This is a genomic window from Streptomyces sp. NPDC088732, assembly GCF_044751205.1.
Lineage (GTDB): Bacteria > Actinomycetota > Actinomycetes > Streptomycetales > Streptomycetaceae > Actinacidiphila.
The window spans coordinates 255,528-271,342 of the sequence record NZ_JBIVLI010000007.1; the positions used below are offsets into that span (position 1 = coordinate 255,528).

The 15,815-nt window shown below is 73.5% G+C and carries 16 protein-coding genes; 8 read left to right on the forward strand and 8 right to left on the reverse strand.

Annotation, left to right across the window (positions count from 1 at the left end; genetic code table 11):
• Window positions 1–4 precede the first annotated feature (4 nt).
• Together ACIP9H_RS15225 and ACIP9H_RS15230 are read right to left on the reverse strand one after the other, a co-directional pair.
• The gene (locus ACIP9H_RS15225; RefSeq protein ID WP_401580399.1) at window positions 5–1,003 is read right to left on the reverse strand and encodes a LuxR family transcriptional regulator; all 999 of its coding nucleotides are present in this window, start codon (window positions 1,001–1,003) and stop codon (window positions 5–7) included.
• Window positions 1,004–1,042: 39 nt separating this feature from the next.
• Window positions 1,043–2,116, reverse strand: coding sequence for a terpene synthase family protein (locus tag ACIP9H_RS15230; RefSeq protein ID WP_401580401.1), 1,074 nt, complete (start codon window positions 2,114–2,116; stop codon window positions 1,043–1,045).
• Between the two features lie 749 nt (window positions 2,117–2,865).
• On the opposite strand from ACIP9H_RS15230, the gene ACIP9H_RS15235 reads away from it, so the two are divergent.
• Window positions 2,866–3,381, forward strand: a complete 516-nt coding sequence (locus ACIP9H_RS15235; RefSeq protein ID WP_401580402.1) for an FBP domain-containing protein — start codon at window positions 2,866–2,868, stop codon at window positions 3,379–3,381.
• A gap of 179 nt (window positions 3,382–3,560) precedes the next feature.
• Here the strand turns inward: ACIP9H_RS15235 and ACIP9H_RS15240 are convergent, their stop codons facing one another.
• Complete coding sequence (locus tag ACIP9H_RS15240) at window positions 3,561–3,776, reverse strand: DUF6296 family protein (protein WP_360907063.1); 216 nt, start codon at window positions 3,774–3,776, stop codon at window positions 3,561–3,563.
• A 151-nt stretch (window positions 3,777–3,927) separates the two neighbouring features.
• Here ACIP9H_RS15240 and ACIP9H_RS15245 point away from each other — a divergent pair, with 151 nt between their 5' ends.
• Together ACIP9H_RS15245 and ACIP9H_RS15250 are read left to right on the forward strand one after the other, a co-directional pair.
• Window positions 3,928–4,335, forward strand: coding sequence for a RidA family protein (locus ACIP9H_RS15245; RefSeq protein ID WP_360907065.1), 408 nt, complete (start codon window positions 3,928–3,930; stop codon window positions 4,333–4,335).
• Complete coding sequence (locus ACIP9H_RS15250; RefSeq protein ID WP_401580405.1) at window positions 4,332–5,036, forward strand: 4'-phosphopantetheinyl transferase family protein; 705 nt, start codon at window positions 4,332–4,334, stop codon at window positions 5,034–5,036. The genes ACIP9H_RS15245 and ACIP9H_RS15250 overlap by 4 nt, the downstream gene beginning before the upstream one ends.
• Before the next feature lie 56 nt (window positions 5,037–5,092).
• Here the strand turns inward: ACIP9H_RS15250 and ACIP9H_RS15255 are convergent, their stop codons facing one another.
• Entirely contained in the window at window positions 5,093–6,097 is a 1,005-nt protein-coding gene (locus ACIP9H_RS15255; protein ID WP_401580407.1) for an alpha/beta fold hydrolase, read from the reverse strand.
• Between the two features lie 294 nt (window positions 6,098–6,391).
• Between ACIP9H_RS15255 and ACIP9H_RS15260 the strand changes: the two genes are divergently transcribed.
• Both ACIP9H_RS15260 and ACIP9H_RS15265 read left to right on the forward strand, forming a co-directional pair.
• Window positions 6,392–7,453 (forward strand): ATP-grasp domain-containing protein, encoded by a 1,062-nt coding sequence (locus ACIP9H_RS15260; protein WP_401580409.1) that lies wholly within the window; start codon window positions 6,392–6,394, stop codon window positions 7,451–7,453.
• A 106-nt stretch (window positions 7,454–7,559) separates the two neighbouring features.
• Window positions 7,560–8,006 carry an SRPBCC family protein gene (locus tag ACIP9H_RS15265; protein ID WP_401580411.1) on the forward strand — a complete coding sequence of 149 codons (447 nt, stop codon included), beginning with the start codon at window positions 7,560–7,562 and terminating at the stop codon, window positions 8,004–8,006.
• A gap of 50 nt (window positions 8,007–8,056) precedes the next feature.
• On the opposite strand, the gene ACIP9H_RS15270 is transcribed toward ACIP9H_RS15265, so the two are convergent.
• The 3 genes from ACIP9H_RS15270 to ACIP9H_RS15280 all read right to left on the reverse strand — a co-directional run bounded on the left by ACIP9H_RS15270 (window position 8,057) and on the right by ACIP9H_RS15280 (window position 10,781).
• Window positions 8,057–9,265 carry a transglycosylase family protein gene (locus ACIP9H_RS15270; protein ID WP_401959366.1) on the reverse strand — a complete coding sequence of 403 codons (1,209 nt, stop codon included), beginning with the start codon at window positions 9,263–9,265 and terminating at the stop codon, window positions 8,057–8,059.
• 152 nt (window positions 9,266–9,417) lie between these two features.
• Complete coding sequence (locus ACIP9H_RS15275) at window positions 9,418–10,005, reverse strand: pyridoxamine 5'-phosphate oxidase family protein (protein ID WP_401580415.1); 588 nt, start codon at window positions 10,003–10,005, stop codon at window positions 9,418–9,420.
• Between the two features lie 92 nt (window positions 10,006–10,097).
• On the reverse strand, window positions 10,098–10,781 hold the full coding sequence (locus tag ACIP9H_RS15280) for a pentapeptide repeat-containing protein (RefSeq protein WP_401959368.1): 684 nt from the start codon (window positions 10,779–10,781) through the stop codon (window positions 10,098–10,100).
• Window positions 10,782–10,876: 95 nt separating this feature from the next.
• On the opposite strand from ACIP9H_RS15280, the gene ACIP9H_RS15285 reads away from it, so the two are divergent.
• Both ACIP9H_RS15285 and ACIP9H_RS15290 read left to right on the forward strand, forming a co-directional pair.
• Window positions 10,877–12,277: an FtsW/RodA/SpoVE family cell cycle protein gene (locus ACIP9H_RS15285; protein ID WP_401580417.1), complete on the forward strand. Its 1,401-nt coding sequence runs from the start codon at window positions 10,877–10,879 to the stop codon at window positions 12,275–12,277.
• On the forward strand, window positions 12,274–13,740 hold the full coding sequence (locus tag ACIP9H_RS15290) for a penicillin-binding transpeptidase domain-containing protein (RefSeq protein WP_401580419.1): 1,467 nt from the start codon (window positions 12,274–12,276) through the stop codon (window positions 13,738–13,740). The genes ACIP9H_RS15285 and ACIP9H_RS15290 overlap by 4 nt, the downstream gene beginning before the upstream one ends.
• Window positions 13,741–13,743: 3 nt before the next feature.
• On the opposite strand, the gene ACIP9H_RS15295 is transcribed toward ACIP9H_RS15290, so the two are convergent.
• Window positions 13,744–14,841 carry a ferritin-like domain-containing protein gene (locus ACIP9H_RS15295; protein ID WP_401580421.1) on the reverse strand — a complete coding sequence of 366 codons (1,098 nt, stop codon included), beginning with the start codon at window positions 14,839–14,841 and terminating at the stop codon, window positions 13,744–13,746.
• A 52-nt stretch (window positions 14,842–14,893) separates the two neighbouring features.
• Here ACIP9H_RS15295 and ACIP9H_RS15300 point away from each other — a divergent pair, with 52 nt between their 5' ends.
• The gene (locus tag ACIP9H_RS15300) at window positions 14,894–15,796 is read left to right on the forward strand and encodes a diiron oxygenase (RefSeq protein ID WP_401580422.1); all 903 of its coding nucleotides are present in this window, start codon (window positions 14,894–14,896) and stop codon (window positions 15,794–15,796) included.
• Window positions 15,797–15,815 lie beyond the last annotated feature (19 nt).

A 15,815-nucleotide genomic window follows, 5' to 3' on the forward strand; every position in this document is an offset into this window, starting at 1 on the left:
GTGCTCAGACCCAGTTGCGGCGTGCCGCCGCGACACCGGCACCGAATCGGTTGGTCGTCCCCAATTCCGCGTAAAGGTCCTGAATACGGCGGCGCAGGGTCCGCGACGAGATCCCGAACTGCCGGGCGATCGCCTCGTCCTTGACGCCGGCCGCGAACAGCGCGAGGAGATTGCGTTCCTCGTCCGTGGGCTTGCGGTCCTCCTGCGGGGCGCCGGCCGGGGCGGGCAGCGGGTCACCGGGGCCGGGGGTGCCCGCCAGCGGGGAGGCGGCCGCCCAGTAGCGCTCGAAGAGTTCGGAAAGGGCCTCCAGCAGCGGGGGCGCCTCGGTGTACAGGCACGCGTTGTCGTCGGCCGCCAGGCTCAGGGACACCATCGCGGCCGACCGGTCGGCCATGGCGAGCTTGATCGGCAGCGTCGGGATGATCCGGGCCTCCTCCCCCCGCGACACCAGGCTGCCGAGTTCCTGCCGCCCGCCGTCCGCGACGAAGCTGGCGGCCGCGTAGACGGCCCGTACCCGCACCCCGCGGCCCACCGCCGCCTCGTCGAGCGGCCCGTTCGGGACGAGCAGGAACGGAGGCCGGTCCAGACAGCAGATCTCGGCGCGCGCGGCCTGCTTCAGCCGGTAGTAGCGGTCGCCGATCTCCTCCGGCGCGCTGATCACGAGGGTCCCGTGGCTGCCGTTCCTGGCCCGCTTCGCGGTGTCGAAGATCGCGCCGAGCGAGCCCGCCGCGTCGCGCACGGAGGCCAGTTGGCGTTCCCGCGACTCCACCAGGGAGCCGAGCGCGTGCCGGGGGTCGACGGTGAGGAACTCGCCCGACAGACGGCGGCTGACCAGCCCGAAGCGGTGCAGCCGCTCCAGCAGCGCCAGCCCTTCGGGATAGCTCACACCGAAGGCGGCCGCCACGTCGCCGACGGTCCCGCCACCGCGTGCGAGCAGGTGGCGGTAGGCCTTCTCCGCCTCGGAGTCCACCCCGACAAGACCGAGCGGCGCAGCATCCTCCATCAGAACCCTCCCCATTCACCGACCGCGCCCCCGAAGCCGTCACGAACCTAACAAGCCATTGTTGCGGCCAGGGACCGAATTTCGCCCCTGTGCCCGGGTCCCGCCGGCGGCGTAGCGGGCGGAGGCGCGCGAGAAGTCGAGGAAGCCGCGGGCCCAGGCGTGGATGCCGTCGGTGTAGCGGCGGATCGCGGCACGGCGGACGGCCGTGGTGGGCTCGGCGCGCAGGGCGCGGCCCGCGGCGGTGAGTTCGGCGACACGGCGGGTGTGCAGGCGCTGCGCCTCGGCGACGGCCTCGCGCAGCGGCAGCCGCCGGTGGTGGCGGAGCACGAGCACGAGGTTGGCGGTCTCGCCGCTCGCCAGTTCCTTGTCGAGCGAGAAGAGGTCGTTGGTCCAGCCGATGACGTCGGCGGCCGCCTCGCGCAGCCTGCGGCAGGCCGGCGCCGACCACTCGGCCGGTGTGAGCTCCGCGTCCTCGGCGTACTCGATGAGGTCGAAGAACCAGCCCGTCGCACCGGAGACCCGCCGCCAGGCGGCGTACGCCTCCGGGGTGAGCACGGCGTGGTCGGCGCGGTGCCGGAGCATGTCCTGGTTGGTGCGGAGCCAGGCGGCCAGGTGCGCGCCGAACCGGTCGCGCCAGGCCGGTCCCATCGCCGCGCCGATCCGCGGCACGATGTCGGCCAGGGCGCGGACCGCCGGCGGGGCCGGGGCCGCGCCGGCCGGTGCCGCGAGGGCGACGGTGCGGATCATGGCGTCCAGTTCGGCGTGGACCGCCGCGGGGTCGCGCGCCAGGGCGTCACTGCGGTCGTCGACGGCGAACATCCACAGCGTCAGCCGGGCCAGTTCGGTGAGCCGGCGGCTCGGCGCCCAGGGCCACACATGGGCGGCCATGGCCGCGTGCCGTTCGCGGCGGGCCTGTTCCGCGGTCTGTTCCGACAGCAGTCCGGTGTGCAGCGCCCAGGCCGCGACCTGCGGTTCGACCTGCCAGAGGGCGGAGTTGAACGCCGAGGGCCCCGGGATGCGGACCGCCGCCGCGGCCGCGACCGGCAGGGTGCCCCCGGGAGCCTCCGTTGCCGGAGTGTGCGTGTGCGCGTACGCCGTCGCCTTGTCCACCACGTGCCCCCCCTCCCGGCCCCGTACGGCGGGCCAGGAATGCTTTTCGGCCATCCCCACCGACCGCCTCATACCCCTGCCCCGTCCGCGGAACGCCGGAATCAGGCAGGAAAAGCCCGGGCTTTGGCCATGAATTCCGCAGAGCGGGCCGGGATCTCCCGGGACGCCCCGGGAGCGCTCCGGCGGCCCTGGACACCCCTCGCGGCGGCGGCCGTTGACGGGCTCCGGCCTGTGCCGACACCCGCGGCGCCGGGGCGCCCCGGGCAGGTCCGGGCGGACCGCGACGCTCCGGGAGAAGCGGATGGCCGGGTTCCGCCGGCCCGGGAGAGGTTCCTCCAAGGGACTCGGGATGTCCTGTGCGACGCCTGCGCAGACCCCGGTCCGGCCCTGCCGGTCGCCGGAACGCCCGGGAATACTCGGCGGCGTTTGGCGTGAACATGCTTGCCGCGCGGCGCACGGCGCCGGCGACCGGAAGAACTCCCGGGTGCGCGGCAGTCGAGCGGGCACGTCCGGACCGGCGTGTGCGCCGAGCCGGGCGCCGGCGGCAGCGCCCTCTTCTCCGGCGGCACCGACCTCGGCCGGATCTCGGGCGACAGCGGTGACTGCAGCAGCAGCGGGCCGGCACTGGGGGCGGCGACGGCGGCGGGAGGTCCCGCGGGGGGACACCCGGCGCCGTCGTATGCGGTGAGCGACACGGAGACGCCCGAAATCCCCGCGACAGCCCCCGCGCGCCGGTGTTAGCTTCCGGCACCATGGACCCGCTCACCGAGAACGAGATCCGCGACGCGTTCGTCAACTGCTCCAAGGGCGAGGCGCGCCGGGCCAACCTGCCGCGCGACCTGCACGGGCTGCCCTGGGCGGACCTCGACTTCCTCGGGTGGCGCGACCCCGGGGCCCCGGACCGCGGCTACCTGGTGGCCGAGCGGCAGGGCTGCCTGGTGGGCCTGTCGATGCGGGCGCCCTCCTCGGCGAGCAGGAGCCTGCTCAGGACCAGCCTGTGCTCCATCTGCCTCACCTCGCACGCCGGCTCGGGCGTCGACCTGCTCGCCGCGCCGAAGGTCGGCCCCGCGGGGCGCCAGGGCAACACCGTCGGCACCTACATCTGCGCGGACCTCGCCTGCTCGCTGTACGTCCGCGGCAAGAAGACCTCGGCCCTGGTGCGGCGCATGGAGGAGACGCTGACACCGGAGGAGCGCGTGGCGCGCGCACGGGCCAATCTGGCGGCCTTCCTGGACAGGGTCTTCGACGGCGCGCAGGCACCGGCCTGACCGCCCACCCGTGCGGCCGACGTCAGCGGTGAGACGGGACCCGCCCCGGCAGGGCGGCGAAGGACATGGGCGCGCCCGCCGGGCCGCCTCCGGCAGTGGGCGCCGCGGAGAGGGTGCGGACGGCGCTCCGGTGGCCGGGGGCCCGGCGGGCGGCGCTTCGGGAACGGGGCGGTCGCCGCTCAGTTCGGCCTGGCGCGCGAAGGCATGTCCGGACGCTGGTGCCCGCCGGTGGCGAGCATGCGGACCTCGCCGCGGTCGCTGATCTCCGCCTGCACGATGCCGGTGTCGTCGCTGTAGACGGGATGCCCTCCGGCACCCTTGCGCTCGGTGCGCCGGACGACCACGGTGTCACCGGAAACGGGGAACGTGAGTTCGTACGTTTCGGAGTGGGACATGTGGGGAACCTCCTGTCTCCGCACCTTATGACCATTTATGCCCAGAGAATCACTCTCCCATGACATCCGCTGTGACGTAGCCGATGGCGGCCCCGCGGGACCGTGCGGGATCATGGACCGCCGTCGCCCGTACGTCCCAGGGGGGAACCCGATGTCGCACCTCACCCACATCGCCGCGCCGGACGGGATCGCCCCCGCCGGCGGCTACAGCCACGTCGTCATGGGCGAGGGCCGCTTCGTGGCGATCTCCGGCCAGATCGCGCTGGACGCCGACGGCGAGGTCGTCGGCCCCGGCGATCCGGCGGCGCAGGCCCGCCAGGTCTTCGCGAACCTCGGGCGCTGCCTGGCGGCGGCCGGGGCGGACTGGGGCGATGTCGCCAAGCTGACCTTCTTCGTCACGGACGTCGCCGTCCTGCCCGCCGTGCGCGCGGCGCGGGACGCCCACATCGACACCGCCCGCCCGCCCGCCAGCACCGCGGTGCAGGTGGCCGCCCTCTTCCGGCCGGAGCTGCTGCTGGAGGTCGAGGCCTACGCGATCGTGCGGGACGTACGGCCGTGACGCTCGTCCCGCAGCCGTTCGACCCGGGGGCCCCGCCCCCCGACCCGGCGCCGCCCGCACCCGGCGGGCCGCCCCGGCTCTGGCTGGTGGACACCGCCGCCACCGCGGTGGACGCCGCCCGGCTCGCGCCGGACGTGCTGGACGCCGACGAACGCCGGCGCGCGGCGGCGTTCCGCTTCGACCGCGACCGGGACGCCTATGTCTGCGCGCACGTGGCGCTGCGGATGCTGCTGGGCGCCTACCTCGGCACCGCCCCCGGCGCGGTGGCGTTCGTCCGCGAGACCTGCCCCACCTGCGGCGGCCCCCACGGCCGGCCCGCGGTGCCGCAGGGCCGGCCGCACTTCTCGCTCTCGCACACCCGGGGGCTGTCGCTGCTCGCCTTCGCCGCGGTCACGGTGGGGGCCGACGTGGAGGAGGTGCCCCGCGGGGCGGCCCCGGACGGGGTGTGGCAGTCGCTCCACCCGCGCGAGGTCGCGGAGCTGGAGGCCCTCGCGGAACCGGACCGCGCGCCCGCCTTCGCCCGCGCCTGGGTCCGCAAGGAGGCCTACCTCAAGGCACTGGGCACCGGCCTGTCCCGCGAGCCCTCCGCCGACTACCTCGGCACCGACGCCACTCCGCCGCCCGGCCCCGCCGGCTGGCGGGTCCACGACGTCGCCGCGGGCCCGGAGCACATGGCCGCGATCGCCGTGCGCGAGGACTGACGAACCGCGGGCCACCGCGGTGGGCGGGTGCGCACCGTCCCGCCCACCGCAGGCGGTCAGCCGCGGGACTTGCGGGCGAGGGCGAGGGCGACGCCGCCCATGATGAGCGCGGCGCCCGCGATGCCGCCGATGGCGGTCAGGACCGTCTCGCGCCAGCCGGTGGCGGCCAGGGCGGGGGCGCCGGTGGTCGCCGCGGCGGGCGCGGCGGCGGAGGCCGCGGCCTCGCGGATGAGCCGGGTCACCACGTCGGGATGGGAGATCATCGCGACGTGCGAGGAGGCGACCTCCACGGTGCGGGAGCCGGCGCGCTCGGCCTCGAAGCGCTCCAGGGCGGGGTTGATGGCGTGGTCCTCGGTGGCGACCAGGGCCCACGACGGCACGGTCCGCCAGGCCGCGCCGGTCGCCGCCTGGGTGAACGCCGCGGTGGCGATGGGCCGTTGTTCGGCGGCCATCAGCCGGGCCTGCGCCGCGGGGAGGTCGGCGGCGAAAACGCTGTGGAAGCGGGAGTCGCGGACGTACACGTCGACACCACTGCCCGTCGCGTCGCGGTACGGCACCGTGCGCCGGGCGCCGTCCAGGCCGGTGGTGGGGAACTTCGCGCCCAGTGCGGCGAGCGTCTCGCCCCGGTCCGGCATGAAGGCGGAGACGAACACCAGCGCCTTGACCTGGGGATTGCCGGCGGCCGCCTCGCTGATCACGGCGCCGCCGTAGGAGTGGCCGGCCAGCACGATCGGGCCCTTGACGCTCCTGAGCACGCTGGCGATGTACGTGGAGTCGTTGGTCAGGCCGCGCAGCGGGTTGGCGGGGGCGATCACGTCGTACCCCTCGCCCTCCAGGCGGCGGACGACCTCGTTCCAGCTGGACGCGTCGGCGAAAGCGCCGTGCACGAGCACCACGGTGGGTTTGCCGGAGCCCGTACGGCCGTCGCCGGGGGCTGCCGCGGCGCCGACGGGGGCGGCGGCCAGGGCCGCCGCGGCGAGCACCGCCGTCAGGGGCGCGGCCGTGCGTATGCGGCGCGGGCGGGGCGGGATGCGGGGGATCGGATCGGTGTCGATGTCCATGGGAGCGTCGTCCCTCTTTCACGGAAGGGATGGAGGTCGCCTTCCAGCGTTCGCCCGCCGCCCCCGCGCCGCCCGCCCCGTGCGGCGGTCGGGTGACGGCACGCCGTGTGCCCTTCCCTTGCGCTCCGCGGACCGGAAACACCGGCGTCATCGAACGGCAGTATGATCCGCCTCACACATGATCCCGAACGGCGGAAGCCCGTGCCGCAGCATGCCTGCATGCCCACGGGCCGGCCGTCCCGGCACTGAGGGGAGCGTCCGATAGCCCTCCGAATATGGCTCAGCAGCGCGGGGGTGGCCACCACACAGGTGATGGCCATGTTGCGCGCGAACCCCGATGCCGTGGATGTGCGCATCTACGGCACCAACGTCGATCCCACCGCGGCCGCGCTCGCGGCCTGCGACGTCGCCGAGGTCGAACCCCGGCACGTCGCCGACCCGGTGTACGCCCAATTCGCCCTCGATTTCTGCCGCCGCCACGCGATCGACGTGCTCATCCCGCCCCGGCGGCTGAGCGCACTGGCCGGACTGTCGGACGAGTTCGCCGCCGTGGGCACACGGCTGATGTGCTCCCCGGCCCGCTCCGTCAAAGTGCTGACCAACAAGAGCCGTACATATGAGGAGGCGCTCGCCGCCGGCATCCCGGTGCCGCCGTGGCGGGTGGTGAAGGACGCCGACGGGCTGCGGACAGCCGTGGAGGAGCTGTCGGCGACCGGTGAGACGCTCTGCTTCAAGCCCGCGGGCGAGTTCTCCGCCTTCGGGTTCCGCATCCTGGAGGACCGGCCGATGGTCCTGCGCGACCTGCTGGCCCCGGCCCGTCCCATGGCCTCGGTCGACGCGGTCGCCCAGGCGATGAAGCAGGCCGCCGACGAGGGCGAGCAGGTGCCCGCACTGATCGTCATGCCCTACCTGGAGGGGCCCGAGGTCAGCGTCGACTGCCTGTCCACCCGCGGCGGCGAACTGCTCGCCGCGATCCCGCGTGCCAAGGAGGGCCGCTACCGGCTGCTGCTGGACGACCCGGAGATGACCGGCATCGCCCGGCGGCTGATCGCCCATTTCGGCCTGGCGTACCTCTCCAATGTGCAGCTGCGCCACCGCTTCGGGGAGCCGGTCCTGCTGGAGGCCAACCCCCGGCCCTCCGCCGGGATCTTCCAGACGGCCTTCACCGGGGTGAACCTGCCCTGGGCGGCCGTACGCCTCCTGCTGGAGGGCGACGCGGGCCTCACCGCCGCGCCGCGCCTCGGCGGCCGGGTCGCGGTGACCGAGGCGGTCACCGAGGTCCCGGACAGCGTTCCCGCCGTGATGCCGACGACGCCCGCCACCGTCACGCCGGAGTCCATCGGCAGCGTGGCCTGACCGGTGCGGTGCCCCGGGCGGACCGCCGCCCGGGGCACCGCACGGGCAACGTGGCGGGGGCGACGCCGCGGGCGCAGGCTGGAGGAAGGAAGGCAGGTGGCAGTCCATGAGCAGACTCGAGGAACAGATCGACCTCGGCGTTCCGTCCGAGGTGGCGTGGAAGCACTTGCACAGTGTGGGCGAGTATCCGCAGTTCGTCGGCGGCGTCCTGGACGCCGCGGCCGAGGGGGAGAGCAGGGCGCGGCTGGAGGTGGCCCGCGGCGGCGGCGAGGACGCCTCCATCGAGGCGGAGATCTCCGACCGGCCGCAGGCGCGCGGTGCGACCCGTGAGATGGCCTGGCGCACCAGCGGCACGCCGGAGATGAGCGGGACGTGCTCGGTCCTGCCGATCGACGAGCAGCACAGCCGGGTGCAGGTCCGCATGGAGTACGACGCCGGCGAGGTACGCGAGGCCTTCGGCGGCCCCAAGGGCTTCGCCCAGGTCAGCGCGATCGAACGGACGGTCCGCGACGACCTGCGGCGCTTCAAGGACCTGGTGGAGCGCGAACGCTGACGTGCGGCGGCGTGCCGCGGGGCGGTCCGCACGGGCCGCCCCGCCGCACATCACATGCGCACTCCGTGCCGGCGCAGGTAGGCCACCGGGTCCACGTCCGTCCCGTAGCCCTCGCCGGTGCGGACCTCGAAGTGCAGGTGCGGCCCGGTCGTGTTGCCCGTGGACCCCGAGCGTCCCACCTGCCGTCCCGCGGACACCGTCTGCCCGGCCCGTACGGTCAGCGACGAGAGGTGGCCGTACTGCGTGTACATCCCGTCCTCGTGCCGGACGACCACCTGGTAGCCGTACGCCCCGCCCCAGCCCGCCTCGACGACGGTGCCGGAGGCCACGGCCTTCACCGAGGTCCCGGTGGGGACGGCGAAGTCCTGCCCGGTGTGGTAACCGCTGGCCCAGTGCGCGCCGGCCCGGTGGTAGGGGGTGCCCAGCGATCCGCTGACCGGCGCCACGAACGCGGTGGCGGCGGCGGGCTTGGCCTTGGGCTTGGCCTTTTCCTTGGCCTTGGTCTTGGGCCCGGCCGCGGGCTTGGCCTTCGCCGCGGGCTTCGCGGACGTGGCCGGCGGCTTGGTGTGCGGCGCCGCCTTGGCCGTGCCGCCCGGCAGCGCCAGTTCCTGGCCCGGGAAGATGAGGTCCGGGTCGGCGCCGACGACCGGGCGGTTCGCGTCGTAGAGCCGCGACCAGCCGCCGCGGACGTCCTGCTCCTCGGCGATGCCGGAGAGGGTGTCCCCGCTGACGACCCGGTAGGACGCCTCGTGGCCCTCCTGCCGGTGCTCCGGCTGCCGTTGAGGCTTCGTCACCTTCTCCTGCGCGGAGGGCTGTTCCGTCCGCGTCTTCTTCTGCGCGGGGAGCTTCGTGCGCGGCTCCGGTCCGCCCCGCGTCAGCCCGGCGCGCTGCGAGCACACGGGCCACGCCCCCGGCCCCTGCCCGTCCAGCACGCGTTCCGCGACGCGTATCTGCTGGTCCCTGGTGGCGAGGTCGGCGCGTGAGGCGTACTTCGTCCCCCCGTAGGCCTTCCACGTCGACGGGGTGAACTGGAGCCCGCCGTAGTAGCCGTTGCCCGTGTTGATGCTCCAGTTGCCGCTGCTCTCGCACTGCGCGACCTTGTCCCAGGTGCCGGCCGTCGCCGCCCCCGCGCCGGTCGCGGCGATCAGCGGCAGCGCCAGCCCCGCACCGGACGCGGCCGTCACGGCCACGGACATCTGCGAGAGGCGGCCGGGCGGCTGGGGTCTGCGGTGGCGACCTCGTACGGGCCGTACGGGCATGGGGGGACCACCTCTCCGGTTCCGGACATACGGCCGTACAAGTACGACAGAGGGATCCTGTCGCCGCAAGAGCGCGTTCGGGAATCGCCCGTGCGCCCCAATCACCACCGCACCGCGTCGACTTGAGCCGTCGGCGGGGCACGGGCGCCGGGTCAGGAGGTCCGGGGTGGCAGCGGGAGCGGGAGGGCCGGGAGGCCGTCGAGGCTGGTACCGACATGGGGCTTGGCGGCGCAGTAGTCGTTGAAGGACGCGTCGGTCTCGCGCGAGAAGCGCTGCGTGTGCAGGTCCCGCTCCTCGCGGAAGTCCATGTACGGCACGGCGAACCCGCAGCTGTCGCTGATCCGTTCGGCGGTGACGACGATGATCGCGCGCACGTCGGTGCGCTTGCGGACCTCGTCGGAGAAGTGCGGGACGAGCGCGTCCCAGCGGGGGTCGTCGCGGAGCACCGCCTCGCCGCGCCCGTGGACGCGCACGATGGACGGCGGCCCGGTGAAGGCGCACCACATCAGGGTGATGCGGCCGTTCTCCCTGAGGTGGGCGATGGTCTCCGCGCCGCTGCCGCCGAGGTCGGCGTAGACGAAGGTGTGGTCGTCGAGGAGGGCGGAGGACCCGTCGAGGGCCTTGGGCGAGAGGTTGACACGGCCGTCGCCCGACAGGGGCGCGGTGGCGGTGAAGAAGATCTTCTGCTCTTCGATGAAGGCGCGCAGGCGCCCGTCGATGCGTGCATAAGTCTTTCCCATGTCCGCGATTCTCCGGCGGTGGCACGGATTCCGCGGCCCTGCGCCGGTCGTGTCGGGGTGACCGCGCCCCTGCCGGGTGCGCGGGCGCGCGGTCAGCGGCGGGTGGTGCCCCGGTCGTCGTCGCGGACCTCGATGCCGAGGGCGGCGGCCAGGGCCGGGGCGAGGTCGAGCAGCTGAGCGCTGCCGATGATCGCGCCGCGCAGGTACTCGTGGCCGTCGGCGAGGTCGAGGAGGGTGGTGCCGCGCAGGTCCGTGCTCTTGAGTTCGGCTTGGCCGATGCGCAGCCGTTCGAGCTGGGTGCCCGGGAAGGCGACCTCCTTCAGCCGCGCGCCGCCGAGGTCGACGTCGCGCAGGACGCAGTCCTCGAAGACGACCTCGTGGAGCGAGCCGCCGCGCAGGTTGACGGAGTCGAACTTGCAGCGGCGGAAGACCACGCGCCGCAGCACTGCCCCGAAGGCCTCGACCCCGGCGAACACGCACGAGTCCGCGGTGACGTCCGTCCAGTTGGTCTCGGCGAAGGAGGTGCCGACGAACCGGTCGCCCTGGAGCCACACCTCGTTGAGCCGCCCCCGGCGCAGGCTGCCGCCGTTGAGGACGGAGTCGGTGACGGCGCACTCGAGGAACTGGGCGCCGCCCGCGTCCTGGTCGTCGAGGGTGAGCCCGGCGAAGTGCAGCGTGTCGTACCGCTCCTCGACGAAGAGCCGGGACTCGGCGAAGGGCTCCAGCACATGGGCGTACGGGAGCTCGTCCAGAGAAGTCGGCGCCTTGTGGGTCATGCCGCCACGGTAGCCGCCCCCACCGACAGCGCCATGAGGACCCGGCAGCGGCCGAACACCATGGGCGAATGATGTCCTTTTGATACCTTTCGCCCATGAGTGCACCCTCCCCCAATGCTTCGCCCGAGTGGGAGTCCCCCCGGCGGAGCCTGGAGGAGCCCGGGCCCGGTGCGCCGCCGCACCGCCGCCGCGGTGTGGAGCTGGGGCTGCTGTGCGCGGCGGTCCTGATCTCGGTGTACGGCTACTGCAACGTCGGCCTGGCCAGGGACGGCACCCTGCCGCCCGGCGCCGCGGGCTACGGGGCCGCCCTCGGGGCGCTGTCCCTGCTGGCGCACCTGACGGTCCGGCTGCGCGCGCCGTACGCCGACCCGCTGCTGCTGCCGATCGCGGTGCTGCTCAACGGCCTGGGCCTGGTGCTGATCCACCGCCTGGACCTGTCCACCCCGGACTCCGCCGCGCCCGCGCAGCTGGTCTGGTCGGGGGCCGGGGTCGCGCTGTTCCTCCTGGTGGTCCTCGCGCTGCGGGACTACCGGGCGCTGTCGGTGTACGCGTACGTGTGCGTGGTGGCCGCGCTCGCGCTGATGATCGCGCCGATCCTCTTCCCGGCCGTGAACGGGGCGAAGCTCTGGATCCGCTTCGGGGGACTGTCCATCCAGCCCGGCGAGTTCGCCAAGGTGCTGCTCGCGGTGTTCTTCGCCGCGTACCTGGCGGACAACCGCAGCGCGCTCGCCCACACCGGCCGCCACATCTGGCGCTTCCGGCGGCTGCAGCTGCCGACCGGCCGGGTGCTCGGGCCGGTGCTGGCGGTCTGGGCGATCAGCGTGGGCGTGCTGGTGGTGGAGCGCGACCTCGGCACATCCCTGCTGTTCTTCGGGCTGTTCGTGATCCTGCTGTACGTCGCGACCGGGCGGACCGGATGGATCGCGATCGGGCTGCTGCTGTCGGGCGCGGGCGCGTTCCTGGTCGGCTCCCTCGAACCGCACGTGCACTCCCGGGTGCAGGACTGGCTGCACCCCTTCGCGAGCATCGATGCCGGGCAGGGACCGGGGCAGCTGGCCCAGTCGCTGTTCGCGTTCGCGGCCGGCGGCCTGCTGGGCACGGGCCTGGGCGAGGGGCACTCGGCCCTCATCGGCTTCGCCGCCAAGTCCGACTTCGTCCTGGCCACGGCGGGCGAGGAACTGGGGCTGACCGGGCTGACCGCGCTGTTCCTGCTCTACGGGCTGCTCGTGGCGCGGGGTTACCGCGCGGGGCTCGCCATCCGCGACCCGTTCGGGCGGCTGCTGGCGATCGGGCTGGCCTCGATCTGGGCGCTCCAGGTCTTCGTGATCGCGGGCGGGGTCACCGACCTGATCCCGCTCACCGGCATGGCGATGCCGTTCCTGGCGCAGGGCGGTTCCTCCGTCGTCACCAACTGGGTGATGGTGGCGCTGCTGGTGCTGCTCAGCGACACCGCCCGGCGGCCCGTCCCCGGCCCGGTCCCGGCGGTGCCGGGGTGATCCCGCACGCCCGCCGGGCCGCCGCCTTCTGCATGCTGCTCTTCGTCGCGCTCCTGGTGAACGCCACCCGCCTGCAGGTCTTCAGCGCCCCGGCCTACAACGAGAACCCGGCCAACCGCCGGGTGGCCATCGCGCGCTACGAGCGGCCCCGCGGCGACATCTTCGCCGGCAAGCACGCGGTGACCGGCTCCCGCGCCACCAGCGGCCCGCTCGGCTACGAGCGCACCTACACCGACGGCCCCCTGTACGCGCCCGTCACCGGGTTCGCCTCCCAGACGTACGGCACGACGCTGCTGGAGGCCGCCGAGGACCCCGTCCTGTCCGGCACCTCCCCGCAACTGGCCACCCTGCCGGTGTGGAACGCCATCACCCGGCAGCCGCAGCCCGCGGGCGACGTCCGGACCACCATCGACCGGTCCGCCCAGCGGGCCGCGTACGAGGCGCTGGGCGGCAAGAAGGGCGCGGTCGCCGCCCTCGACCCGGCCACGGGCCGGATCCTGGCGCTGGTGAGCACCCCCTCGTACGACCCCGGGCGGATCGCCGGGACGGGTCCGAAGGTCACCGCGGCGTGGGAGTCGCTGATCTCCGACCGCGACCAGCCGATGCTCAACCGGGCGCTGCGCCAGACGTACCCGCCGGGTTCGACGTTCAAGACGGTGACCGCGGTGGCGGCGCTGACCAGCGGCACGATCACCGACATCGAGGAACCGACCGACTCGCCCAACCCCTACCGGCTGCCGGGCTCGACCACCTCGCTGCGCAACGAGTCCGACGCCGAGGACTGCGAGGACGCGCCGCTGCTGTACGCGTACGCCATCTCCTGCAACACCGTCTTCGGCAAGCTCGGCGACGACGTCGGCCTGACCGCGATGCGGGAGACGGCGGAGGCCTTCGGCTTCAACGACGACTCGCTCGGCATCCCCTCGCACGCGGCGGTCAGCGTCTTCGACCGCCGCATGGACGACGCGCAACTGGCCCTGTCCTCCGTCGGCCAGTACGACACCCGCGCCACGCCCCTGCAGATGGCGATGGTCGCCGCGGCGGTCGCCAACGACGGCACGCTGATGTACCCGCACCTGGTGGACCGCACCACCGACAGCTCCGGGCTGCCGGTCGCGCTCACCGGCGACCGGGCCTACGGGCAGGTGATGGACGCGGTGGTGGCCCGGGACATGCAGACGATGATGACCGAGGTCGTCCGGTCGGGAACCGGACGCAACGCCGCCATCCCGGACACCGTGGTCGGCGGCAAGACCGGCACCGCGCAGAACGGCGAGAACAACCGCGGCACCCCCTTCGCCTGGTTCATCGCCTGGGCGAAGGACGCGGCGGGCGGCCCGGCGCGGGTCGCCGTCGCGGTCGTCGTCGAGGACGCCGCGGCCGACCGTGCGGACATCAGCGGCGGCGGCAACGCGGCGCCGGTCGCCCGCGCGGTGATGGAGGCGGTGCTGCGCCGCGGCTGACGCTCACGCCCCGCCGCCGTCTCCCTGCCGTCCGAGCGCGATGGCGCCGGCGACCTCGGCGACCCGCGCGTCCTCCTCCCTGGCGAAGCGCTCGGCGTCGAGCCTCTCGGCGATCTCCTCGTCCTGGGCCATCAGCAGGTCGAGATTCGAGTCGCCCATCTCCAGGACGCCCATGTCGACATAGGCGCGCTGGAGCCGCTCGCCCCACAGGCCGATGTCCTTCACGCACGGCACGATGCGGCTGAACAGCAGTTTCCGGAAGAGCGTCAGATACTCCGACCGCTCGCTCAGCTCCTCGGCCTCCTGGCGCGGGATGCCGAAGTCCTCCAGCACCTCGGCGCCGCGCAGCCGGTCGCGCATGAGGTAGCAGCCCTCGATGACGAACTCCTCGCGCTCGCGCAGTTCGGCGTCGGACAGCTGCCGGTAGTAGTCGCGCAGCGCCATCCGCCCGAAGGCCACGTGCCGGGCCTCGTCCTGCATGACGTAGGTGAGGATCTGCTTGGGCAGCGGCTTGTCGGTGGTGTCGCGGAGCATGCCGAAGGCGGCCAGCGCCAGGCCCTCGATGAGCACCTGCATGCCGAGGTAGGGCATGTCCCAGCGCGCGTCGCGCAGGGTGTCGCCGAGCAGCGCCTGGAGCGAGTCGTTGACCGGGTAGACCATGCCGACCTTCTCGCGCAGGAAGCGCGAGTAGATCTCGGCGTGCCGGGCCTCGTCCATGGTCTGGGTCGCCGAGTAGAACTTGGCGTCCAGGTCGGGGACCGACTCCACGATGCGGGCCGCGCAGACCATCGCGCCCTGCTCGCCGTGGAGGAACTGGCTGAACTGCCAGGAGGCGTAGGCGCGGCGCAGGTCGCGCTTGTTCTGCTCGGACATCCTGTCCCAGTGGGACGTGCCGTACACGGTCAGGTTCTGGTCCGGGACGCCGAGCGGGTCGTACGGGTCGACCTCGAGGTCCCAGTCGATGCGGGTCACCGCGTCCCACTGCTTGTCCTTGCCCTTCTGGTAGAGGGCGAGCAGCCGGTCGCGCCCGTCGTCGTACTCCCAGGAGAAGCGGGCCGCTCCGGAGGCCGGGATCTCCCACAGGTGTTCCTGCGACGTCATTGGCGCCTCCTCGACTCTTGACGAGCTTGCTGACACACAGTCTCATAAGAGCATGACCGCTGGCACCCCTCTTGCAACGCGAGAAAAAGTGGCGGAGCGGCTGCTCGACGCCTCCGCGAAGCACTCCTTCGACCCGGACACCGAGCTGGACTGGGACGCCCCCTTCGAGGAGGGCGGGTGGTTCTGGCCCCCCGAACTGGTCTCCCTGTACGACACCCCGCTGTGGAAGCACATGTCGCAGGAGCAGCGGATCGAGCTGAGCCGGCACGAGGCCGCCTCGCTGGCCTCGATCGGCATCTGGTTCGAGATCATCCTGATGCAGCTACTGCTGCGGCACTCCTACGACCTGGACCCCACCAGCGGGCACGTGCGCTACGCGCTGACCGAGATCGCGGACGAGTGCCGCCACTCGAAGATGTTCGCGCGGCTGGTGACCAAGCTCGGCACGCCCGTCTACCGGCCGACCCGGCTGGACCACAACCTCGGCCGGGTGCTGAAGACCGTCTCCACCACGCCCGGCGCGTTCACGGGCACCCTGCTGGCCGAGGAGATCCTCGACTGGATGCAGCGCCTGACCTTCCCGGACGAGCGCGTGCAGCCGCTGACCCGCGGCGTGACCCGCATCCACGTCGTCGAGGAGGCCCGGCACATCCGCTACGCCCGCGAGGAACTGCGCCGTCAGATGGCCACCGCGCCCCGCTGGGAACTGGCCTTCACCCGGGTCTCCTCCGCCGAGGCCGCCCGGGTCATCGCGCGGTCGCTGATCAGCCCGCAGGTGTACGCCTCGGTGGGGCTGGACCCGCGGTACGCCGCCGAGCTGGCCCGCACCAGCCCGCACCGGCGCGACGTGATGCGGCAGGCGGCGAAGAAGCTGATGGACTTCCTGGAGGAGGTCGGCATGTTCGAGGGCCGCGGGATACGCCGGATGTGGCGCACCTCGGGGCTTCTCGGGTAGGACGGCGGGCGGGCCGGAT